The organism is Evtepia sp. (assembly GCF_056797215.1).
Genome location: NZ_JBQILM010000032.1, coordinates 1 through 22028, shown reverse-complemented (window position 1 = coordinate 22028; position 22028 = coordinate 1). Strand labels below are relative to the sequence as shown.

Sequence of the window (22028 nt, the reverse complement as noted above, 5' to 3'; positions counted from 1 at the left end):
GCCCTACAGAGCTCATTGGGCGGTTTCGGACGCCAGTTCCCCTTCTACACCCTGGGCCTGTTGATGCTCTTCGGGGTGGTTTTAGGCCGGGTGGCCTGCGGCCTGCTGTGCCCCTTCGGCCTGGTCCAGGACCTGCTCCATAAGATTCCGCTGCCCAAGTTACAGGTCCCCAAAAAGCTGGACCGGCTTGCCCGGGGGGTAAAGTACCTGGTGCTGGTGGTGCTGGTGTTCCTCCTTCCCGCCCTGGTTATCCCCGCGTCCGGGGTGACCCCGCCATACTTTTGCAAATACCTCTGCCCCGCCGGGACGTTGGAGGGCGGCATCCCCCTGATGCTCACCAGTCCAGCACTGCGGGACTTGGCGGGGGCGCTGTTTCATTGGAAGGTCCTGGTGCTGGCTGTTATCCTCCTGGCCGCTATGGCCATCCACCGCCCCTTCTGCCGCTACCTCTGTCCCCTGGGCGCCTTTTATGCCCTATTCAACCGCTTTAGCTTTTTTCAAATGCAGCTGGACAAGGAAGCTTGCGTAGGATGCAAACAGTGTGAGCGAGCCTGCCCTATGGGGGTGGAGGTCACGAAAGACATCAACAGCGGGGAGTGCATCCGCTGCGGAAGGTGTAAGGCGGTTTGCCCGGAGGGGGTAATTACCGCGGGATTCCCCCGGAGTAGGAAGCAAGAAAGCGCTGTCAAAATAGAAAACGATTGAAAATGGGCGGCACCTCAATTTGCGAGGTACCGCCCATTCTATCTATCATTCTTCTTGCGTTATATCTTCCATATTTTCAAGAGCATAGGTAATCATTTGATTGATCAATTCATTCCGGCTAATTCCGATTGCAGCAGCCTTTTGGTCGACGATCTTCAATGTATCCAATGAAATCCGCATGGAGATAACCTCCTTTTCCGGCTTTCGTGCCACAAACTTTCCCATCGCTCTTCACCCTCTTTCTTGACTATTGTATCGCTATCTGCTATGATAAAAAATATTCTAAATTAGCTATCAAAAATTGATATCGTTTATTGATTGGAGAAGTCGCAATGGCAGTATGTTCATTTTTAGGCCACAGAGAAGTATACGACATCAACATTGATGTTCGTATTCAACTGGCCGTCAATCGTATTGTAGAAAAAAACGAGCGTGTTGAATTTTTATTGTACCCCTGCGGCAACTTTTATGATTGGTGTTTACTGGCCGCGCTGCGGGCTCGCTCCCATAACCCAGAAAAAGTCACAATAACTCTTGTTCTTCAAGAAGAAGAATATAAACCCTACCTAAAGCAGGAACGAATCAATATCCCCCCTTGCATGATCGACAAAATTGTGACACCCCATATAGATATTGGGAAAAGCAAAGATGTCTCCATGCCATACAAGAAAATGAACCGGTGGCTCATTCAAAATTCTACCCATTTAATCAGCTATGTATATAAAAGTTTCCACGACCAAGTCAGTCCATTGCTGGATTTCGCACTGTCCAAACCTCTAGAGGTGATTGATATCACAAGTACCGAAACCATACAAGCCAGCTTGGAATGCGTCAGCAGTCTCTCTGGTAAAGAACTGTATGTTTTAGAAAAAATGAGCGAAGGTCATTCTATCAAAGAAATTTCAGAAAAAATGGCTCTAACCCTCAACCGAATCGGGCAGATAGCGCGGCATGGAGGTGCGGAAATTCGCAAGAAAATGCAGATCCGTTATCAGAGAGATATCTATTTAGGTAAGGAAACACAGACGTTTTCTTGTAGCATTTTTTCTATGGGTGAGGGTACCTATCAGTCGCTCAATGTCTTTGAGCACATCCTTGATTTTTTGATCAGAGCATATGACATCAAAAACTTCCATGTAGAACGCACATGCGTTCCCTCTACTTTCATGTATGTGCTGACCAAAAAAACAGGCCGAATTTACCAGGCCCGCATAACGGCTGTGACCGTTACAGAGGACGAGGATATCAGCGATAGCTGCTGTCCACCCTGTGATGCCGTGGCATATGTTGACCCATTGAGCTGCCCCAACCACTTAGGTGAGCTTGCGGACATGATAAGCCGTTCTGATTTTTGTATTTGTGACCTATCCACAAGCACTTGTTCAAACGCAATAAAGGACTACGCTTCCCAAACAGGGCATACAGCTTTGTTAGATATGAGCAAATCCTACCCAAAAGACAGGCTCACCACACTTTCTACATAAAAAGCGGCCCCAGGGCGGAGGCGCTCCACCCTCAGGGCCGGTCACGATGGAAATCAACGAAACAAGACCTTAGGTCGTTGTCTCAAACTTCATTGCCTTGGAATAAAACGTCCCCCGGGGCATGGCGCAGGCGGCGGCAGCCTCTTGGAGGGTCAGCTTCTTCCCCCGCCACGCCCGGTACACCTGGTCAAAGTTCTCCGGCAGGGGCGTGGACGGCCTACCAAACTTCACCCCCTTGGCCTTGGCCGCCTCAATGCCCTCCGCCTGCCGCTGGCGGATGTTGCTGCGCTCGTTCTCCGCCACGAAGGAGAGCACTTGCAGGACGATATCGCTCAAAAAGGTCCCCATGAGGTCCTTCCCCCGGCGGGTGTCCAGCAGGGGCATGTCCAGGACCACGATATCGGCCCCCTTCTCCTTGGTGAGCAAGCGCCACTGTTCCAAAATCTCCTCATAGTTGCGCCCCAGCCGGTCGATGCTTTTGATATAGAGCAAGTCGTCCCGCTGTATTCGCTTCACCATCTTTTTGTACTGGGGCCGCTGGAAATCCTTGCCGGATTGCTTATCCATAAACAGGTTTTCCTCCGGGATGGCCAGCGCCCGCAGGGCGGCCAGCTGGCGGTCCTCATGCTGTTCCTTGGTGCTGACACGAAGGTAACCATATTGATTCGTCAACATCTCTCTCACGCCTTTCTCTCTGTGGACGGAAACGGTTTTCCGTTTCATTTTCCCAGATAATGAGAGAGAAAGGAAGATGGACCCTGGGGGAAAACATAAAGCCTGGGGTGATAAAGGGAGGCCGTCTGCCACTACTGTAGCAGACGGCCTCCCTTATTGAATTCTCTACTTGTTATACTTCCTCATCAAACAAGACCCGAAGATAGTCCCGTTTGCCATAAATCACACGGTCTATATAGACATCACTGCCCTCTACCCGGTAGAAGCAGAGGTAGTTTCCCGTGACCAAAAAGCGGTGATCCGTATCCACACGCGCAATGGATGACAAGGCCGCCCCCGCAAAGGCATGTGTTTTCAACATACGTATGCTTTTCGTAATTTTAGTTATCGTCGCAAGTGCAGCCGTTGGATTTTTCAATTCCTCCGCAATATACGACTTGATTCCTGCCAGGTCTCTCTGTGCTGGCTCAGACAGATGTATTTTGTTCGTTGTATCGAATGCCGAGATGCTCCTCCACCTCCTCCAAGGTCAGCCACCCTTCCGTCTCCCCAGACCTGCGTCCGATTTCCAGCTCGTGCATCAGCCGGGCCATGGCCTGTTCCCGGTCATAGTCCCGGATATCCATGATAACATATTTCCCCCGCCCGTTTTTCGTCAGGAACACCGGAGCGTCCACGTCCACATTTTGCAGCACTTCCGTATAGTTTCGTAAATCAGAGATCGGTTTGATGTTCGGCATATCAGCCACCCCTTCCTATCCTCACGGTTTTCAGCCTATGGGAGTAGTATACCCCAAAGCGCTGTAAAATTCAACAGCAAATATGCAGCAGCCCGGACCGTATCTCTGGTCCGGGCTGCTCTATTTGGAGGGGACTACCGTTGTAGCGATTGTCAAAAGGCCTCCCGGAACCTCCGCTCGTAGGCCTCCTTCAGCTCATCCCGGAAATCCGGGTGGGCGATGGCGATGAGGTCCCTGGCCCGCTGGCGCAGGGTCCGGCCCCGGAGGTTGGCAATGCCGTACTCCGTGACCACGTAGTGGGTCTCAAAGCGGGAGAGGGTGATGGGCCGGCCGGCGTCGAACTGCTCCACAATCCGGGAGGCCTTCCCCTTCATGGCGGTGGCGGGCATGGCAATGATGGACTTGCCCCCCTTGGAGAAGGAGGCCCCCCGGACGAAGTCCACAAACCCACCGGCCCCGCTGAAAATGGTATCGGCGCTGATGGAGTCCGCCGCCACCTGGCCGATGAGGTCCACACTGAGGGCGGAATTCACCGACACCACGTTGTCGTTCTGCCCAATGATCCTGGGGTCGTTGACATAGTTCACCGGGAAGATTTGCAGCTTGGGGTTCAGGCGGGCGTACTCATACAGCTCGTCCTGGCCATAGAGGTAGGTGACCACAGACACGCCTTTGTTGATGTTCTTCCGGCTGTTGTTGATGTTCCCCTGTTTCAGCAGCCGCAACGCCCCGTCGCAGAGCATCTCCGAGTGGACCCCCAGGTCGTTTTTCTCGTCCAAAAAGCTGAGGATGGCGTCGGGGATGGAGCCAATGCCCAATTGAATGGTGGCCCCGTCGTCGATGAGGCTGGCGCAGTGGGCACCGATCTTCCGCTCGATCTCCCCGATGGGGATAATGGGGCGGCGGAACAGGGGTTCGTCGCAGCGCACCGCCAGGTCGATGTCGTCAATGTGGACCAGGGTGTCGCCGTAGGTCCGGGGCATACAGTCGTTGATCTGGGCAATCACCAGCTTGGCGGTCTCGGTGATGCACTTGGTATAGTCCACCGTCACCCCGTAGGAGCAATAGCCCCGCTCATCCGGGGGCGAGAGGGTGATGAGGGCCACGTCGATGGGCAAAATGCCCTCGTAGAACAGCCGGGGGGACTCCCCAAAGAGGTTGGGGGTGTAGTCCGCCCGCCCCTCATTCACAGCGGCCCGGCTCCCGGGCCCGGCGAAGAGGGAGTTGTGCCAAAAATGGCCGGCGTACTGGGGCTGGGTATACTTGCAGGGGCCCAGGGCCAGCATATGTAGGACCTCCACATTTTGGTAGGCCTGGTAGTTGTCCAGCATCGCGTTGACCAGTGCCTGGGGTTCCCCCACGCTGTGGGCTAGGACCACCCGGTCCCCGGAGTGGATGGCCTGGACGGCCTCCTGGGCAGTGACGAATTTTGCCATGAGAAACGCTCCTTTCGACGCTCTGCCTCCCGTCAGGTCCGCGGCCCAGGGCGGCGTGGTTTGCTTTCTGGCTCTAGTATAGCGGCGCCAGGGCGGGTTTGTAAAACGAGGATTCTCGAAAGTAGCTTTCGAGAAATTTGAAGGAAGGGGCAGGTTCAGCGGGCCTAGGGGAAATCCTATCCACACAGTCCCAAACTCTCACGCAGCCATCCCCAGCCCCGCCGCCTTATGAAGTACCGCCCCCGCCCACCTCCTTTTTTCCCCTATTTTCGGTAAAATCCTACAGGAAAAGTCTCTTGACAGTGGCGGGACAAGCATGGTACTATAAGTACACCTATGAAAAGGGCTTTATTTTTGTGCGCAGATTAACGGTATCTGCCCGCAAACCCTTGACCGCATCGGACATAGGGAGGCAAAGAAAGCCGATCCAACCGTGTTCTTTTTCGCGCTCCCTAGAGCGCGTGGTATAGATAGAACTGTCGGGGACTGGCCTTCGCCTGGATAAGACGAGAGCCGGCTTCCGGCGCTTTCTTTTCCGGGGCCGAACATCGTAAAGGAGGTGCCGCGACATGGCAAAAGCCGGCGCACGGGTGAAGATCACCCTCAGATGCAACGAATGCAAGCAGCGCAACTACAACACTATGAAAAACAAGAAGAATACCCCTGACCGCTTAGAGATGAACAAGTACTGCCCCTTCTGCAGAAAGCACACCGTTCATAGCGAGACTAAGTGATGACGGCCCATATTCTCTCTAAGAAAGAAGGGTGAACCAACGAATGTCTGAAAAGGAAAAGCAGAACCTGGACGAAACCGAGATGACACAGAACAAACAGCCGAAGGACAGTAAGGAAGCCAAAGAACCCAAGGCCGCCAAGCCCAAAAAGGACAAGGCCAAGGCCGAGAAGGACAAGAAGCCCGGCGTGGGCAAGCGCATCGGCCGCTTCTTCCGGGAGCTGAAGGCAGAGCTGAAAAAGGTCGCCTGGCCCTCCCGCGCGGAGACCCTCAGGAACACCGGCATTGTGATCGTCTGCGTCATCGTCGTGGGCGTCATTGTCTGGATCTTCGACGGCATCGCAAGCGCCCTCATCGACGCCCTGCTCTCCCTCTTCGGCCGCTGAGGTTTAGGAGAACATTATGGCTGAAGAAGCGAAATGGTATGTGGCCCACACCTATTCCGGGTATGAAAACACCGTAAAGGCCACCATTGAAAAAGCTGTGGAAAACCGCAACATGGGTGAGCTCATCCAGGCGGTGAACATCCCCCTGGAGACCGTCACCGAGATTACCGACGCCGGCCCCAAGACCGTGGAGCGCAAGGTGTTCCCCGGCTACGTGCTGGTGAAGATGGTGATGACCGACGAGACCTGGCACCTGGTGCGCAATGTCCGGGGCGTCACTGGTTTTGTGGGCTCTGGCAACAAGGCCATCCCCCTCACCGAGACGGAGATTTCCTCCCTGGGTGTGGAAAAGCGGGAGGTCCTGGTCAGCTACGAGGTGGGCAGCAGCGTGCGCATCACCGACGGCGCCCTGGAATCCTTCCTGGGCACCGTGGAAGAGATCGACACCGAGCGCCAGAAGGTCCGGGTCGTGGTGTCCATGTTCGGCCGGGAGACCCCGGTGGAGCTGGATTTGGACCAAATCGAGTCCATTTAACAGTGGGGGGGACCCCTTCCGCTGTTCGTTATGACTTGCGGGGCGCGGCCCCGCAGGCGTGGGAGGAGCTTGCCGCTCCGTCCAACCACATTTACAAAATGGAGGTGCTCTAAGTGGCACAGAAAGTTACTGGATACGTCAAATTACAGATTCCCGCCGGGAAAGCAACCCCGGCGCCCCCCGTGGGCCCTGCCCTGGGCCAGCACGGCATCAATATCTCCGCCTTCACCAAGGAGTTCAACGAGCGCACCAAGAACGACGCCGGCCTGATTATCCCCGTGGTGATCACCGTCTACGCCGACCGCTCCTTCTCCTTCATCACCAAGACGCCTCCCGCGGCTGTCCTCATCAAGAAGGCCTGCAACCTGGAAAAGGCATCTGGCGTGCCCAACAAGGAGAAGGTGGCCACCATCAGCAAGGAAGACGTGCGCAAGATCGCTGAGACCAAGATGCGCGACCTCAACGCCAGCAGCATCGAGGCTGCCATGAGCATGATCGCCGGCACCGCCCGCTCCATGGGCGTGGTCGTAGGCGAGTAAGGGGGTAGAAGCAAATGTTTAGAGGAAAGAAATATCAGGACTGCGCAAAGCAGATCGACAAAACCAACCTGTACGACACCGCCGAAGCGATGGATCTCATCGTCAAGACCGCCCCCGCCAAGTTCGACGAGACTGTGGAACTGCACGTGAAGCTGGGTGTTGACTCCCGCCACGCTGACCAGCAGGTCCGCGGCGCCATCGTCCTGCCCCACGGCACCGGCAAGGTGCCCCGTGTGCTGGTGTTCGCCAAGGGCGACAAGGCTGACGCCGCCAAGGAGGCCGGTGCAGATTACGTAGGCGAGGCCGACCTGGCCCAGAAGATCCAGCAGGAGAACTGGTTCGACTTCGACGTGGTCATCGCCTCCCCCGACATGATGAGCGTGGTAGGCCGTCTGGGTAAGGTCCTGGGCCCCAAGGGCCTGATGCCCTCCCCCAAGGCCGGCACCGTCACCCCCAACGTGGCCAATGCCGTCCAGGAAGCCAAGGCCGGTAAGGTGGAGTACCGCCTGGACAAGACCAACATCATCCACTGCCCCATTGGCAAGGTCTCCTTCGGTGCAGAGAAGCTGGGTGAGAACTTCTCCACCCTCATCAGCGCCATCCTGAAGGCCAAGCCCGCCGCCGCCAAGGGCACCTATATCAAGAGCTGCGTCATCGCCTCTACCATGGGCCCTGGCATCAAGATCAACGCTGCCAAGCTCAGCTAAGATCTCAAAAAATTCGATATCTTTCCCCCAAAGGCTCTTGACGGGGCCTTTGGGGGATGGTATAATGCTTTCGCGTTCCAAAGACAGCAGGTAACCATAAATCCTGCCGAGGATGCAGTCCATTATGATTGCTTCATATCCTTGTGTCTTGCGCACAGGGATATTTTTCTTTGGTTCATCATTCCCATTTGGAGGTGAAACAACCGTATGCCAAACGCAAAAATCCTCAGCGAGAAGCAGGCCATCGTGGCTGAACTCACCGAGAAGCTCCAAAACGCCGCCGCCGGCGTTATTGTGGACTACAAGGGCATCACCGTGGCAGAGGACACCGAGCTGCGCGCCAAGATGCGTGAAGCTGGTGTGGATTACTTCGTCATGAAGAACACCCTGTCCCGCTTCGCCGTGAAGAACGCTGGGCTGGACGAGCTGTGTGACGTGCTCAAGGGCACCACATCCATCGCCCTGTGCCAGGGGGACCCCGTGGCCGCCGCCAAGGTGGTCAGCGAGTTCTCCAAGAAGCTGGCCGCCCAGGAGAAGTTCACCGTGAAGGCTGGCTTCGTGGACGGCAAGGTCATCGACGCCGCCGGTGTCAAGGCCCTGGCCGACCTGCCCAGCAAGGAAGTCCTGGTGGCTACTGTCCTGGGTACCCTTATCGCACCCGTTCGCGGCCTGGCCACTGTGCTGGACGCCAACATCTCTGGCCTGGCTCGCGTTGTGCAGGCCATCGCAGATCAAAAGGCTTAACGCCGCTGCATGAAAACATAATCATTTTTACTTTACTTTTGGAGGTACACTATTATGGCTAGCGAAAAGATCACCGCTATGATCGAAGAGATCAAGACCCTCACCGTTCTGGAGCTGTCCGAGCTGGTTCACGCTCTGGAGGACGAGTTCGGCGTTTCCGCCGCTGCTCCTGTTGCTGTCGCCGCTGCTGGCGCTGCTCCCGCTGCTGAGGCCGCTGCTGAGAAGACCGAGTTCGACGTGGTCCTGGCTGACTTCGGCGCTGAGAAGATCAAGGTCATCAAGGCTGTCCGTGAGATCACCGGCCTGGGCCTGGCTGACGCCAAGGCTCTGGTTGAGTCCGCTCCTAAGGCCATCAAGGAAGGCGTGTCCAAGGACGACGCTGAGGCTCTGAAGAAGCAGCTGGAAGAGGTCGGCGCAAAGGTCGAGCTGAAGTAAGTTTCCCTTACGGTTGTATAAAAAGCGCGTTGCAGAAAACCTGCAACGCGCTTTTTTATTCATCATTTTAGGACTTCAGGCCAAACTTTACCGCTAAGCCAAACTCATCAGCTAGAGCCAGGAGCAAAGAGCAGTTCCATCATGTCAATGACCTCCTTCCGGCGGAATATATTCTATCCCTCCAGAAGGGATTCATAATTTCGTTTCGCATAGATTACTCGAACTATCGTAACCAATCTCTTTTCTTCATCCACCCTATAGAATATCAAGTAATTACGAACTAATATCTTACGATACTCATACTTTAATGGCCTTGTTGGTATATACACAGGGTTAGCATATGGAAAATCTAATATACCCTCCCCTGCTTCTATCAACTCCTCCGCCAATTGATTCGCAGCAGTTGTATTCTGTAGGTTCTCGCTGATATATCGTACAGCTTCTACCATATCCCGCTGGGCCACAGGTAAGTATTCCAGCTTATACAACTGAGTCCCCTCCGATAGCCTCTTGCATGGCCCTCCATATTTCTTTTGATGAATAGCGTTGATTCGTTAATTCAGCCTCTCTCTCTGCTTCCCGGAGTTTAACATACACTTCGCTGTCAAACTGCATCGACTCAAAGGCCTCCATACTTAAAACAACCATATCTCCATACCCGTTCTTTGTTAAAAAAACAGGTTGAGCCGTCTCATGGACTGTTTTTGAAATATCTGCAAAGTGATTCCGCAAATCAGAAACAGGTCTAATCATTTTCATAGGAATACCTCCCCATTTTTATTTTATCGTAATCACGATAAAATATCAACCACTTCCTCCTCAGATGGGAATCGCCCGGATCATCAGTTGGTCGCAGACCTCATCTATGTTGTTCCGGTCGATCTCCGCCCGCTCCATGGTCTCCTTCACCTTGTCCACCAGGGAAGGCCGGTTCAAATCGCTGAGCTCTCCCATAACGCCCAGCCGCCGGCCCAGGCGGAAAATGTTCTGGGTTGGTTCCGGGAGCGCCAAAAAGCGGTCGATGAGGGCCAGCATTTTGGGCTTATCCTCGGGCAGCCGGCCCCGGAGCTCCAAGAGGATATTTAGGATATGGTCGCTGTCCACCACGCTGGTGATCCCCTCCAAGCTCTCGATGAACAGGCGGATTTCGTGGATGGTCTCAATGTCGTTGGGACGGGTAAGGAGGCCTTTTTCGTAGTCCTCGTACATCTCCAAGCTCTCCGCCAGGGCCATGGAGCGGATGCGGATGAAGTTGGGATTGATCTGGTTCAGGGCGTCGGCAGTATCCAGGGCGCTGGCGCGGGCATACTCCCTGCCCCCCATACCAGGCATATAGAACTCGTTGATCTCGATGCCCGCCTGGATGGCCTTTTGTCCCGCTTCGATCTGCACCTGCTTGGTGACACCCTTGCGCATCAGTTTCAAAATATAGTCGTTCCCCGTCTCCATGCCGATGTGGAAGCGGTTCAGCCCCAGCTCCCGGTAGCGTTTCAAACGCTCCAGACTCAGACGGTTGATGGTATCGGAGCGGGCATAGGTGGTGATACGCCGGATGTTTGGAAAGGTCTGGTTCAGGTATTCCAGCACCTCAATCATCCCCTCCGGGGCCATGAGGATGCTGTTGGCATCCTGGAAGAACACCGACTGCATCCCGCTTTGGAGCCAGTGGTAGGCCATGTAGCAGGCCTCTTGGTCCGCCGCGGACATCTGGGGCTTGCTCTTCTCCCGACCCTGGAACACGTCAATCCAATATTTCACGCAGTCGATGTCTTTTTTGATGTCCTCCGCCGTCCTGGGGCTGAAGGGCACGTCCCGGTAAAAGCCACAGAAGCGGCACTTGTTCCAGCCGCAGCCCCGGTTGATGCGCAATAACAAGCTGTATGCCTCGCTGGGCGGGCGGATGGGGCCCAGCTCAAAGCCCTCATAGCGTTCCTTCCCCATGGTCTGTTCCTCCTTTTGCCAGTCTTGTATCTAAAGTAGCTGCTATTATACAGGAAAAGCTGTCCTAGGGCAAGCGGGGAATTTTGCCTGCTTCCGGTGGAAATTGCCCCCCTAGACGGAAAAATGCGAAAAAAAGGTTGCTATTGCGCCCAACTCTCTGTATAATAATTGCGGTGTTTTTCATCAAACTACCACTCCGTACCAAAAATATTCCGCAAATCAACATAAATTGGAGGATACAACCATGGCAGGCGTGATTTCCAGAGGCATCCAGGGCCCCATTATCCGGGAGGGCGACGACATCGTCGACCTGGTCGTCAAGAGCGTATACGCATCAGAAAAGGAGGACGGCTACAGCCTCAAGGATCGGGATATCATCGCCGTCACCGAGTCCGTGGTGGCCCGCGCCCAGGGCAACTATGTCAGTGTGGACCAGGTGGCCCAGGATATCCAAAATAAGTTCAGCAGCAAGAAGCTGGGGCTGGTCTTCCCCATCCTCAGCCGCAACCGCTTCTCCGTGACCTTGAAGGCCATCGCCCGGGCAATGGACCAGGTGGTGGTGCTGTTCAGCTATCCCAATGACGAGGTGGGCAACCCCCTGATGGCCCGATCTGCCTATGTTAAGCACAAGTACGACGATGCCGGTTCCTACGATGAGGCCAGCTTCGTGGCCACCTTCGGTTCCCCCGTCCACCCCTTCACCGGGGTGAACTATCTGGACTTCTACCGGGAAGTCATTGAGAGCGAAGGTGCCAAGGCCACCTTCCTCTTCTCCAACGACTGCCGCGCCATCGCCACAGCCTGTGACCATATCCTTTGCTGCGACATCCACACCCGCCAGGAGACCCGGGATACCCTGGCAGAAATGGGGAAAACCGTTTACACCCTGGCAGACATCATGTCCGCCCCCATCGACGGCAGCGGCTGCCATGAGACCTACGGCCTCCTGGGCTCCAACAAGGCCACCGAGGAAAAGCTAAAGCTCTTCCCCCGGAACTGCCAGCCGGTGGTGGATGGCATCCAGGCCCGTATCCAGAAGGAGCGTGGCATCCAGGTGGAGGCCATGATTTACGGCGACGGCGCCTTCAAAGACCCTGTGGGGGGCATCTGGGAGCTGGCAGACCCTGTGGTCTCCCCAGCCTATACCGCAGGCTTGGCAGGCCGCCCCAACGAGCTGAAGCTGAAGTACCTGGCAGACAACGACTTTGCCGACCTCTCCGGTGAGGCATTGAAACGTGCCATCCGCCAGGAGATTCAGAGCAAGAACGCCGACCTGGTGGGGGATATGAGCGCCGAGGGTACCACCCCCCGGCAGTATACCGATCTGCTGGGCTCCCTTTGCGACCTGACCTCCGGCTCCGGTGACAAGGGTACCCCCTTCATCGTCATCCAGAACTATTTCAAAAATTACGCGGAGTGAGCCTCCGCCCAAGGACCGCCGCCCCATTGGGGCGGCGGTTTTTTTATGGTTCAACCTCCCCCAAAATCCCCTTGACAAATCGTGTCAGCCCTGTTATAATGTGCGCTACCGAACTGTTCGTTACCGAACTTTTTCAGAAAGAAGGGACTTCCATGTATCAGGACGACCCCTCCGCCCTCCATGTGGGGCGGCTGACTAAAACTCTGGACCACGCTTTGACCCGCAAATGCTTGAAAATCGCGCGGGAGCGGGGCATCGACGAGTTCTCCATGATGCACGGCCACATTTTAGGCTTTCTCTACTGCCGGCAGAATCAGGATGTCTACCAACGGGACCTGGAAGCGGCGTTTAACGTCACCCGTTCCTCTGTCTCCGGCATGGTGAAGCTCATGGAAAAGAAGGGGTACATCACCCGTCAGAGCGCCGACGGTGATACGCGGCTGAAAAAGCTCTCTCTCACAGAGCTTGGAATCTCCGTCTTTGAACGCTCTATGGAGGCCATTGATGAGGTGGAGGCCCTGGCTTGCCAGGGCCTCAGCCTGGAAGAGCGGGCGCTCTTCCAATCCCTGTGCCAGCGGATCCAGGCAAACCTGCGTTGACGGCAGCGGGCGGTTCGCGTTTCATTTGAACAGAGAAAGGAGTGTCGCTATGCTCAAAACCATTGCGTCTCAAATTAAGGAATTCAAACGGGACTCCATCCTCACCCCTGTGATGATGTTGGCGGAGGTGGCCGTGGAAATGGTCATCCCCTTAATGATGGCCTCCATCATCGACCACGGCGTCACGGCCGGCGACATGGGGCACATCCGTTACGTGGGCCTCTGGATGCTGCTGATGGCCCTCATCGGCCTGCTCACCGGCTCCCTGGGGGCCAAGTTCGGCGCCCGTGCCTCCGCCGGTCTGGCCCGCAACCTGCGCCAGACCATGTACGAGAACATCCAACGCTTTTCCTTTTCCAACATCGACAAGTTCAGCACCGCCGGTCTCATCACCCGCCTGACCACCGACGTGACCAACGTGCAAAACGCCTACATGATGCTCCTGCGTATGTGCATCCGGGCACCGGCCTCCCTGATCGTGGCCATGCTCATGGCCTTTTCCATCAACGCCCGGCTGGCCAGCATCTATCTGGTGGCAGTGGTGGTCCTGGCCCTGTTCCTGTTCCTTATCATGTCACGGGCCATGAAATACTTCCGCCAGATTTTCCAGAAGTACGACGACCTCAACGCCAGCGTACAGGAAAACATCTCCGCCATTCGCGTGGTGAAGGCCTACGTGCGGGAGGAACATGAGAACCAGAAGTTCCACACCGCCAGCCAGAACATCTACAAGATGTTCCTATCCTCGGAAAAAATCGTCTCCTGGGTGTTCCCCCTGATGAATGCCACGGTCTATACCTGCATCCTGCTCATCAGCTGGCTGGGGGCCAAGATGATTGTCAGCAGCGCCCTCACCACCGGTGAGCTCATGAGCCTGCTGGCCTATTGTATGAACATCCTCATGAGCCTGATGATGCTCTCTATGGTATTCGTGATGCTCTCCATGAGCATGGCCAGCGCCGAGCGCATCTCCGAGGTACTCCGGGAAACCCCCGATTTGCACAATCCCCCCCAGCCCATCTTTGATGTGGCCGACGGCTCTGTGGAATTCCGGGACGTGGATTTCGCCTACCGGAAGGACTCTGACGAGCCGGTACTCAAGGGCATCAACCTCTCGGTGCGAGCCGGAGAGACCATCGGCATCCTAGGGGGCACCGGCAGCGCCAAGACCAGCCTGGTGAATCTCATCAGCCGCCTGTACGACGTAACCGCCGGGCAAGTGCTGGTGGGTGGCCGGGATGTGCGGGACTACGACATGGAGGCCCTGCGCAACCAGGTCTCCGTGGTGCTCCAAAAAAACGTCCTCTTCTCGGGAACCATTTTGGAAAACCTGCGCTGGGGCGATGCCGAGGCCACGGAGGAAGCCTGTATCCAGGCCTGTAAGCTGGCCTGTGCCGACGAGTTCATCCAGAAAATGCCCGAGGGCTACAACACCTACATTGAACAGGGGGGCAGCAACGTCTCCGGCGGGCAAAAGCAGCGGCTGTGTATTGCCCGCGCCCTGTTGAAAAAGCCCAAAATCCTGATTCTGGACGACTCCACCTCCGCGGTGGACACCGCCACCGACGCAAAAATCCGCACCGCCTTTGCCCAGGAGATTCCCGACACCACCAAGTTCATCATCGCCCAGCGGGTGTCCAGCGTGGCGGAGGCAGACCGGATTCTGGTGCTGGACGACGGCCGGATCAGCGGCTTTGACACCCATGAACGGCTGCTGGAAACCAATGAAATTTACCGGGACGTGTATGAGTCCCAGACCAGCGGCGGCGACTTTGACGAGGGAGGTGCAGACTAATGGCGAAAAACGTGAAAGACATGCACACACCTCATGGAAAAGGCCCAGGCGGTTCCCGCCCCAAGCTGGAACACCCCATGAAAACCTTCCGGCAGGTGCTGGGCTATGTGGGCCGGCGATACTGGCCCCACCTGATCCTTGTGGTGGTAGGCATTGTGGTCAGTGTCTTGGCTATGGTCCAGGGGACCCTCTTTACCCAAACCCTCATTGATGAATACATCCTGCCCATGATCCAAGCGGTCCAAACCGGCGGGACAGCGGACTTCTCCGGCCTGGCCCAGGCCATCACCCGGGTGGCCCTGTTTTACGCCTGCGGCGTCCTGGCCAGTTTCCTCTGGAACCGCATCATGATCTATGTCACCCAGGGCACCCTCCGGGACCTGCGGGACGAGATGTTCCAGCACATGGAGAGCCTGCCCATCAAGTATTTTGACACCCACGCCCACGGGGACATCATGTCCATCTACACCAACGACGTGGACACCCTGCGGCAGATGATCAGCCAGAGTATGCCCCAGCTTTTGAACTGCGGCATCTCCATCGTCAGCGTGTTGATCTCCATGCTGGTGCTGAACATCCCCCTAACCATCCTGACCCTGGCCATGGTGGGGCTGGTGCTCTTTGTCACCAAGCGCTTCGCCGGCCTCTCTGGACGCTATTTTGCGGAACAGCAGCGCAACCTGGGCAGCCTCAACGGCTACATTGAGGAGATGGTAGAGGGCCAGAAGGTGGTCAAGGTATTCTGCCACGAGGAGGAGAGCGTGGAGGAGTTCACCCGGCGCAACGAAGCCCTCTTCCACAGCGCCGACAACGCCAACACCATCGCCAGTATGCTCATGCCCATCACCGGGCAACTGGGCAACGTCAGCTATGTGCTCTGCGCCATTGTGGGCGGGATGCTGGCCTTGGGCGGCGTGGGGGGCTTCACCCTAGGTGGCCTAGCCAGCTTCCTCACCTTCAACAAGAGCTTCAACATGCCCATTGCCCAGTTCAGTATGCAGCTCAATGCCATCGTCATGGGCCTGGCTGGGGCAAACCGGGTGTTCCAGCTCCTGGAAGAAGTGCCCGAACCTGACGAGGGGGACGTCTCCCTGGTGAACATCAAGGAGGGCCCCGACGGCACCACTGTGGAGACCCACGAGCGCACCTGCCAGTGGGCCTGGAAAAAGGGGAACGACTACATTCCCGTCCAAGGTGACGTGGTGTTCGACGACGTGGACTTTGGCTACAGCGACGAGAAAATCGTCCTCCACAACATCAAGCTCTTTGCCACCCCCGGACAGAAAATCGCCTTCGTGGGCTCCACCGGGGCAGGCAAGACCACCATCACCAACCTCATCAACCGCTTCTATGACATCCAAGATGGAAAAATCCGCTATGACGGGGTGAACATCAATAAAATCAAAAAGGCGGACCTGCGCCGCTCCCTGGGCATCGTCCTTCAGGACACCCACCTCTTCACCGGCACCGTCATGGACAACATCCGCTATGGCCGTCTGGACGCCCGGGACGAGGAGTGCATCGCCGCCGCCCAGTTGGCCAACGCCGACGGCTTCATTCGCCGGCTCCCCGACGGCTACAACACCATGCTCACCGGAGACGGAGCCAACCTAAGCCAGGGCCAGCGGCAGCTTCTGGCCATCGCCCGGGCCGCTGTGGCAGACCCGCCGGTGCTCATCCTGGACGAGGCCACCTCCTCCATCGACACCCGCACGGAGATGCTGGTGCAGCAGGGCATGGACGGCCTCATGTACGGCCGCACCACCTTCGTCATCGCCCACCGGCTCTCCACCGTGCGCAACGCCGACTGCATCATGGTCCTGGAACAGGGCCGCATCATTGAGCGGGGCAACCACGAGGAGTTGATGGAGAAAAAAGGCCGGTACTATCAACTTTATACGGGAAATCAGGTTTCCGAATAGGCCCACACATGGTATAATTGCATCAAACAAAACACCAAGCCCTGCCCCCGTCTCCTGGGGGCAGGGCTCTGTGGGAGGGTTCCCTTATGGCAAACGACCTACAGTTTGACGTCCTCATCATCGGCGGCGGCGCGGTGGGCTGCGCCGTGGCCCGCGAGCTGGCCCGTTACCGCTGCTCCATCGCCCTGGTGGAGCGCTCCGCAGACGTGGCCTCCGGGGCCAGTGGGCGCAACTCCGCCGTGGTCCACGCGGGGTTCAACAATCCCCCCGGCAGCCTCATGGCCCACCTGTGCGTGGAGGGCAACCGGGGCTTTGAAGCCCTGTGCCAGGAGTTGGACGTTCCCTACAAGAAAACCGGCAAGCTGCTCCTGGCCTTCGACTTGGAGGACATGGCCACCCTTCTTCAACTCATGGCCCAGGGGGAGCGCAACGGCTGCCACGGCCTGACCATGCTGGACCAGGACAGCCTGCGCAGCAAGTTCCCCCAGCTGGGGGGCATTGGGGGGATGCTCTCCCCGGAGACCGGGATTTTTGACCCCTTCCTCTACACCGTAGCCCTGGCGGAGAACGCCCATGCCAACGGGGCCTCCTTCTTTTTCCGCCACCAGGTCACCGCCATCCGCCGGGAGGAGACGGGCTTCTCCGTCACCGCCGGTGGCCAGGACTTCCACGCCCGCTTTGTCATCAACTGCGCCGGGCTCCACAGCGCCCAGGTGGCCGCCATGGCGGGGGCGGAGGGCTATCGCCTCTACCCCTGCCGGGGGGAGTATTACGTCCTGGACCAGGTAGCCAAGGAGGTTCTCCCCCTCCCGGTATACCCCGTCCCCAAGGCGGGGGCGGGGGGGCTGGGGGTCCACCTGACCCCCACCGTCCACGGAAACCTGCTCATCGGCCCCAGCGCCGAGTACAGCCACGACCCGGAGGATGTCTCCTGCACCAAGCCGGTGCTGGACCAGCTGCTCAAAGAAGCCCAACAGCTCCTTCCCGGCCTGGAAAAACAACAGATTATCGGGGCTTACTGTGGCATCCGCCCCAAACAGACGCCCCCCGGGGTGGGGGGCTCCCGGGATTTCATCATCCGGGAGGAGCGCAACTGCCGGGGGCTCATCAACCTCATCGGCATTGAGTCCCCCGGCATGACCGCCTCCCTCCCCATCGCCCGGGGGGTGGTGGCCCTGGTGGGGCAATCCATGGACCTGCACCCCAAGGAGGACTTCAACCCCCAGCGCCGGGGCATCCCCCGCTTCCGGGAGAAATCCCTGGGGGCCCAGGAGATGCTCATTGCCCGGGACCCGGAATACGGGGAAATCCTCTGCCGCTGCCAGAAGGTGACCCGGGCGGAACTCCGCCAGGCCATTGAAAACCCCCTGGGGGTGCGCACCCTGTCCGGCATCAAATACCGGGCCTGGGCCACCACCGGGCGCTGCAGCGGCGGCTATTGCCTGCCCAAGCTGGCTGGGATGCTGACGGACTATGGCTTGCCGCCGGAGGAGATTTTCTACCGGGAGGAGAACTCCCCACTCTTTACAGGGAGGGTGAAGTGATGGAACGCTATGACGTTGTGGTCATCGGCGGCGGGCCTGGGGGCCTGGCCGCCGCCAAAGGGGCCCGGGAGGCCGGGGCGGAACGGGTGCTGCTCCTGGAACGGGAGCGCCAGCTGGGGGGCATTTTGAACCAGTGCATCCACGACGGCTTCGGCCTGCACCGCTACAAGGCCATGCTCACGGGGCCGGAATATGCCCTCCTGGCCCGGACGGAGGCCCAGGAAGCGGGGGTACGCCTGCGCACCGGGGCCATGGTCACAGGGCTCAGCCGGAGCCGGATTGTCACCGCCGTCACCCGGGGGGGCGTCCACACCTATATGGCTGGGGCGGTGGTCTTGGCCACCGGCTGCCGGGAGCGGACCCGGGGGGCCATTGCCATCCCTGGCAGCCGTCCGGCGGGGATTTACACCGCCGGTACTGCCCAAAACCTCCTCAACACCAAGAACCTCATGGTGGGCAAGCGGGTGGTGATTCTGGGCTCCGGGGATATCGGCCTCATCATGGCCCGGCGGCTGACCTTGGAGGGGGCCCAGGTGCTGGCGGTGGCGGAGGCCAAGGAGGCCCCTGGGGGGTTGGAGCGAAACGTCAGCCAATGTCTGTACGACTTCGGCATCCCCCTCTATCTAAACTGCACAGTCACCAACATATTCGGGACGGGACGGCTCTCCGGGGTGGAGCTCTCGGACCTGGACCAGGAGGGCAAGCCCATCCCCGGCACCCAGCGCCATCTGGACTGCGACACCCTCCTGCTCTCTGTAGGGCTGATCCCGGAGAACGAGGTGGGCGCCATGGCGGGGGTGGCCCTGGACCCAGCCACCAACGGCACCCTCACCGACGTGTACCTCCAAACCACCATCCCCGGCATCTTCTCCTGCGGCAACTGCCGGAAGGTGATGGACCTGGCGGATTTCGTCACCACCCAGGGCCTGGCCGCCGGCCGCAACGCCGCCCGCTTCCTCCAAAAGCAATCCTTAAAGCTCATGCCCAGGGACAGCAACACCAACCTCCCCAAGGGCCTGCCCCAGCCGGGGGTGGTCACCTGCGTCCTCTGCCCCAGGGGCTGCCGGGTGCGGCTGCGCCCCGACGGGATGGCCAAGGGCAACGCCTGTGAAAAAGGGGAGGCCTATGCCCGCCAAGAGGCCACGGCCCCCCTGCGCCTGCTGACCACCACCATGAAGCGCCAGGACGGCACCCTGCTGCCGGTGAAGAGCAGCCGTCCCCTGCCCCGGGAGCGGCTCTTGCCCTGCGCCGCCCGGCTGCGGGAGATCACCCTCCCCGAGGGCAGCGTCCCCTGTGGACGGATCGTCCTGGACGACCCCTTCGGGATGGGCGTGGATATCTTAGCGGCACAATAAAAAACGCAGCGCCGGGAGGCCCCAGCAGAGGGCTCCCGGCGCTGTCTTTCTTTATTCCTGCGCCTCCCATCCCGGCAGCGGCAGGCGCTGCATGGCTGAGAATACATACTCCCGCAGTTTGGGATACTGCCCCTCCAACCGGGCCACCAGCTCCTTCACCTCCTGCCGCCGGGTGGCGCCGTCGGCGGGGCAGGGGTTGTGGACCACAGGGAGTTGCAAACGGGCAGCGGTCTCCCGGACCAAGTCCTCCCCCAGGTAGAGCATGGGGCGAATCTGGGTGACATCTGTACGGTCCAGGTAGGTCACAGGCCGGAAGCAGGATAGACGCCCCTCGTAGAAGAGGGAGAGGAAGAAGGTCTCTACCGCGTCGTCGTAGTGGTGCCCCAGGGCCACCTTGTGGATTCCCTGGGCCAACAGGGCCTCGTGGAGGGAGCCCTTGCGCATCTTGGCACAGAGGGCACAGGGGTTCTTCTCCTGGCGCACGTCGAAAATCACGTGGGCAATCTGGGTGGGGACCTGGTAGTAGGGGACCCCCAGGTCCCGGCAAAATTCCGCCACCGGGGTGAAGTTCATACCGGGCAGGCCCATGTCCACGGTGAAGGCCTCCACGGTGAAGGGGGCGGGGTAGAAGCGGGAGAGCTGGGCTAGGCCTGCCAGCAGCAGCAGGGAGTCCTTCCCCCCGGAAACCCCCACGGCAACGCGCTCCCCAGGTTGGATCATATCATAGTCCTCCACGCAGCGGCGCAGCAGGCTGAGTGTCTTTCGCATGGGTTTTCCTCCATAAAAAACGAAAATTGAAGATGAGATATCAAGAGATTTCAAGAGAAAACAAGCGCACGAGCGAGATTTTGATAGGCTAAATTAAAAAATCAGGAAAAAGCGTTGACACCGGGGGTACACTGTATTATAATTAAGCCCGCTTAAAACAGGCCCGTGGCCGCCTCCTATTATACGGGGACAGGCTGGATTTGTAAACGGGCCGATTCTTTGTGAAACAAGAGATTTGGAGGTTCGACCCTATGTCCACATTTATGGCCAACAAGGGCAACATTGAGCGCAAGTGGTATATCCTTGACGCCGCTGGCAAGCCCCTTGGAAAGACCGCCACCGTGGCAGCCACCCTGCTGCGGGGCAAGCACAAGCCCGAATACACCCCCCACGCCGACTGTGGTGACTTCGTCATCGTCATCAACGCCCAGGACGCGGTGCTCACCGGCAAGAAGCTGGACCAGAAGTTCTACCGCACCCACTCCGGCTACGTGGGCGGCCTGAAAGAGACCAAGTACCGCAAGCTCATGCAGGACAAGCCGGAGCTGGCCATGAAGCTGGCCGTGCGCGGCATGATGCCCCGCAACACCATCACCAAGGACTCCCTCACCCGCTTGAAGATTTTCCGCGGCCCCGACCACATCCACGCCGCGCAGAAGCCCGAGCCCTGGACCGCAGAATAAGGAGGAACTAGACCATGTATAAGAGCAAGAAGCCTTACCATTACGGCACCGGCCGCCGGAAGTCCTCCGTGGCCCGTGTCCACCTGTTCCCCAACGGCACCGGGGCCATCACCATCAACGGCCGTGATATCGACGATTACTTTGGCCTGGAAACCCTGAAGCTCATCGTCCGCCAGCCCCTGGACACCACCGGCCTGCTGGGCAAGGTGGACATCAGCGCCACCGTCACCGGCGGCGGTGTCACCGGCCAGGCCGGTGCCATCCGCCACGGCATCAGCCGCGCCCTGCTGGAGATGAACGCAGAGCACCGTCCCGCCCTGAAGGCCGCCGGTTTCCTCACCCGCGACCCCAGAATGAAGGAGAGAAAGAAGTACGGCCTCAAGGCCGCCCGCCGCGCGCCCCAGTTCAGCAAGCGATAATCGGCTGTTCAAACCGTATCAAAATTGCTCAAAAACCCCGGAAAATCAAGGTTTTCCGGGGTTTTCTTATACCCAAACAAGCTAATATAGTTTGACCTGATTTGACACAACGAGAGCCATTTTCACCCAATTTTTAGTGGTTAAAAATAGGACAACCGGCAAAAATGGAGGTAAAAAACGGGCTTAGTGGTTAAAAAATAGGACAACCACAGCCCTGATTTCGGGGTATTTCAGAGGCGATTTTTACTCCCTCTCACCCCTCAATTTATACGAGAACAGTTTGGCGTAGTTTGACCGAATTTGAATAATTGAATATGATTTTAATGCAGGCACTCAGTATTTTTTGCTGGGTGCTTTTTGCGTTTCCGGGGAACTGTATTCCGGGATCAGAAAAAGCCGTCACTTTTCAATTTATGAAGTGGCGGCTTTTTCTATTTCCAGAAGCAACCACAACGAATTAGAA

Annotated in this window: 26 protein-coding genes and 1 other annotated feature; of the genes, 17 read left to right on the top strand and 9 right to left on the bottom strand. The window is 57.8% G+C overall.

Going from position 1 to position 22028, the window contains the following annotated elements:
- Window positions 1–705: 4Fe-4S binding protein (locus tag ACTOZL_RS08135; protein ID WP_482477785.1), on the top strand; the 705-nt coding region annotated here is incomplete at its 5' end.
- A 45-nt stretch (window positions 706–750) separates the two neighbouring features.
- Here the strand turns inward: ACTOZL_RS08135 and ACTOZL_RS08130 are convergent.
- Complete coding sequence (locus ACTOZL_RS08130; RefSeq protein WP_482477783.1) at window positions 751–930, bottom strand: ribbon-helix-helix domain-containing protein; 180 nt, start codon at window positions 928–930, stop codon at window positions 751–753.
- A 107-nt stretch (window positions 931–1037) separates the two neighbouring features.
- Between ACTOZL_RS08130 and ACTOZL_RS08125 the strand changes: the two genes are divergently transcribed.
- On the top strand, window positions 1038–2189 hold the full coding sequence (locus ACTOZL_RS08125; protein WP_482477781.1) for a hypothetical protein: 1152 nt from the start codon (window positions 1038–1040) through the stop codon (window positions 2187–2189).
- 69 nt (window positions 2190–2258) lie between these two features.
- Here the strand turns inward: ACTOZL_RS08125 and ACTOZL_RS08120 are convergent, their stop codons facing one another.
- From ACTOZL_RS08120 to ACTOZL_RS08105, 4 genes are all read right to left on the bottom strand, one after another.
- Window positions 2259–2864 (bottom strand): recombinase family protein, encoded by a 606-nt coding sequence (locus ACTOZL_RS08120; RefSeq protein WP_482477780.1) that lies wholly within the window; start codon window positions 2862–2864, stop codon window positions 2259–2261.
- Between the two features lie 172 nt (window positions 2865–3036).
- On the bottom strand, window positions 3037–3294 hold the full coding sequence (locus tag ACTOZL_RS08115; RefSeq protein WP_482477787.1) for a type II toxin-antitoxin system RelE/ParE family toxin: 258 nt from the start codon (window positions 3292–3294) through the stop codon (window positions 3037–3039).
- A 37-nt stretch (window positions 3295–3331) separates the two neighbouring features.
- Complete coding sequence (locus ACTOZL_RS08110; RefSeq protein WP_482477778.1) at window positions 3332–3604, bottom strand: type II toxin-antitoxin system prevent-host-death family antitoxin; 273 nt, start codon at window positions 3602–3604, stop codon at window positions 3332–3334.
- 152 nt (window positions 3605–3756) lie between these two features.
- Window positions 3757–5040, bottom strand: a complete 1284-nt coding sequence (locus ACTOZL_RS08105) for an acetyl-CoA hydrolase/transferase family protein (RefSeq protein ID WP_482477777.1) — start codon at window positions 5038–5040, stop codon at window positions 3757–3759.
- 569 nt (window positions 5041–5609) lie between these two features.
- Here ACTOZL_RS08105 and rpmG point away from each other — a divergent pair.
- The 7 genes from rpmG (at window position 5610) to rplL (ending at window position 9119) form a co-directional block, all read left to right on the top strand.
- The gene (rpmG, locus tag ACTOZL_RS08100) at window positions 5610–5774 is read left to right on the top strand and encodes a 50S ribosomal protein L33 (RefSeq protein ID WP_021920277.1); all 165 of its coding nucleotides are present in this window, start codon (window positions 5610–5612) and stop codon (window positions 5772–5774) included.
- 43 nt (window positions 5775–5817) lie between these two features.
- On the top strand, window positions 5818–6159 hold the full coding sequence (gene secE, locus ACTOZL_RS08095) for a preprotein translocase subunit SecE (RefSeq protein WP_482477776.1): 342 nt from the start codon (window positions 5818–5820) through the stop codon (window positions 6157–6159).
- 16 nt (window positions 6160–6175) lie between these two features.
- Window positions 6176–6694, top strand: coding sequence for a transcription termination/antitermination protein NusG (nusG, locus tag ACTOZL_RS08090; RefSeq protein ID WP_482477775.1), 519 nt, complete (start codon window positions 6176–6178; stop codon window positions 6692–6694).
- Window positions 6695–6807: 113 nt separating this feature from the next.
- On the top strand, window positions 6808–7233 hold the full coding sequence (gene rplK / locus ACTOZL_RS08085) for a 50S ribosomal protein L11 (RefSeq protein WP_482477774.1): 426 nt from the start codon (window positions 6808–6810) through the stop codon (window positions 7231–7233).
- A 14-nt stretch (window positions 7234–7247) separates the two neighbouring features.
- A complete protein-coding gene (gene rplA / locus ACTOZL_RS08080) occupies window positions 7248–7940 on the top strand; it encodes a 50S ribosomal protein L1 (RefSeq protein ID WP_482477773.1) in 693 nt (230 codons plus the stop codon).
- A gap of 59 nt (window positions 7941–7999) precedes the next feature.
- Window positions 8000–8118: a sequence feature (ribosomal protein L10 leader region), on the top strand.
- Window positions 8119–8147: 29 nt separating this feature from the next.
- The gene (gene rplJ / locus ACTOZL_RS08075; protein ID WP_482477772.1) at window positions 8148–8684 is read left to right on the top strand and encodes a 50S ribosomal protein L10; all 537 of its coding nucleotides are present in this window, start codon (window positions 8148–8150) and stop codon (window positions 8682–8684) included.
- 54 nt (window positions 8685–8738) lie between these two features.
- Window positions 8739–9119 (top strand): 50S ribosomal protein L7/L12, encoded by a 381-nt coding sequence (rplL, locus tag ACTOZL_RS08070; protein WP_482477771.1) that lies wholly within the window; start codon window positions 8739–8741, stop codon window positions 9117–9119.
- 173 nt (window positions 9120–9292) lie between these two features.
- Here the strand turns inward: rplL and ACTOZL_RS08065 are convergent, their stop codons facing one another.
- From ACTOZL_RS08065 to ACTOZL_RS08055, 3 genes are read right to left on the bottom strand one after another with little or no spacing between them, the layout of a single operon-like run.
- Window positions 9293–9583, bottom strand: a complete 291-nt coding sequence (locus ACTOZL_RS08065; protein ID WP_482477786.1) for a type II toxin-antitoxin system RelE/ParE family toxin — start codon at window positions 9581–9583, stop codon at window positions 9293–9295.
- A 16-nt stretch (window positions 9584–9599) separates the two neighbouring features.
- Entirely contained in the window at window positions 9600–9878 is a 279-nt protein-coding gene (locus ACTOZL_RS08060) for a type II toxin-antitoxin system Phd/YefM family antitoxin (RefSeq protein WP_482477770.1), read from the bottom strand.
- A gap of 60 nt (window positions 9879–9938) precedes the next feature.
- The gene (locus ACTOZL_RS08055) at window positions 9939–11060 is read right to left on the bottom strand and encodes a radical SAM protein (RefSeq protein WP_482477769.1); all 1122 of its coding nucleotides are present in this window, start codon (window positions 11058–11060) and stop codon (window positions 9939–9941) included.
- Between the two features lie 244 nt (window positions 11061–11304).
- Between ACTOZL_RS08055 and ACTOZL_RS08050 the strand changes: the two genes are divergently transcribed.
- From ACTOZL_RS08050 to ACTOZL_RS08025, 6 genes are all read left to right on the top strand, one after another.
- Window positions 11305–12480, top strand: coding sequence for a coenzyme F420-0:L-glutamate ligase (locus ACTOZL_RS08050; RefSeq protein WP_482477768.1), 1176 nt, complete (start codon window positions 11305–11307; stop codon window positions 12478–12480).
- A gap of 152 nt (window positions 12481–12632) precedes the next feature.
- Window positions 12633–13079, top strand: a complete 447-nt coding sequence (locus ACTOZL_RS08045) for a MarR family winged helix-turn-helix transcriptional regulator (protein ID WP_482477767.1) — start codon at window positions 12633–12635, stop codon at window positions 13077–13079.
- Between the two features lie 49 nt (window positions 13080–13128).
- On the top strand, window positions 13129–14874 hold the full coding sequence (locus tag ACTOZL_RS08040; RefSeq protein WP_482477766.1) for an ABC transporter ATP-binding protein: 1746 nt from the start codon (window positions 13129–13131) through the stop codon (window positions 14872–14874).
- Window positions 14874–16796, top strand: coding sequence for an ABC transporter ATP-binding protein (locus ACTOZL_RS08035; RefSeq protein WP_482477765.1), 1923 nt, complete (start codon window positions 14874–14876; stop codon window positions 16794–16796). The genes ACTOZL_RS08040 and ACTOZL_RS08035 overlap by 1 nt, the downstream gene beginning before the upstream one ends.
- 86 nt (window positions 16797–16882) lie before the next feature.
- Window positions 16883–18340, top strand: coding sequence for an NAD(P)/FAD-dependent oxidoreductase (locus tag ACTOZL_RS08030; RefSeq protein ID WP_482477764.1), 1458 nt, complete (start codon window positions 16883–16885; stop codon window positions 18338–18340).
- Window positions 18340–19695 carry an FAD-dependent oxidoreductase gene (locus tag ACTOZL_RS08025; RefSeq protein ID WP_482477763.1) on the top strand — a complete coding sequence of 452 codons (1356 nt, stop codon included), beginning with the start codon at window positions 18340–18342 and terminating at the stop codon, window positions 19693–19695. Before ACTOZL_RS08030 ends, ACTOZL_RS08025 begins: the two co-directional genes overlap by 1 nt.
- 51 nt (window positions 19696–19746) lie before the next feature.
- Here ACTOZL_RS08025 and ACTOZL_RS08020 read toward each other — a convergent pair whose 3' ends face one another.
- Window positions 19747–20463: a tRNA 2-thiocytidine biosynthesis TtcA family protein gene (locus tag ACTOZL_RS08020; RefSeq protein WP_482477762.1), complete on the bottom strand. Its 717-nt coding sequence runs from the start codon at window positions 20461–20463 to the stop codon at window positions 19747–19749.
- A 251-nt stretch (window positions 20464–20714) separates the two neighbouring features.
- Here ACTOZL_RS08020 and rplM point away from each other — a divergent pair, with 251 nt between their 5' ends.
- On the top strand, window positions 20715–21146 hold the full coding sequence (rplM, locus tag ACTOZL_RS08015) for a 50S ribosomal protein L13 (RefSeq protein ID WP_482477761.1): 432 nt from the start codon (window positions 20715–20717) through the stop codon (window positions 21144–21146).
- 14 nt (window positions 21147–21160) lie between these two features.
- Entirely contained in the window at window positions 21161–21565 is a 405-nt protein-coding gene (gene rpsI / locus ACTOZL_RS08010) for a 30S ribosomal protein S9 (RefSeq protein ID WP_482477760.1), read from the top strand.
- The last annotated feature ends 463 nt before the right edge of the window (window positions 21566–22028 follow it).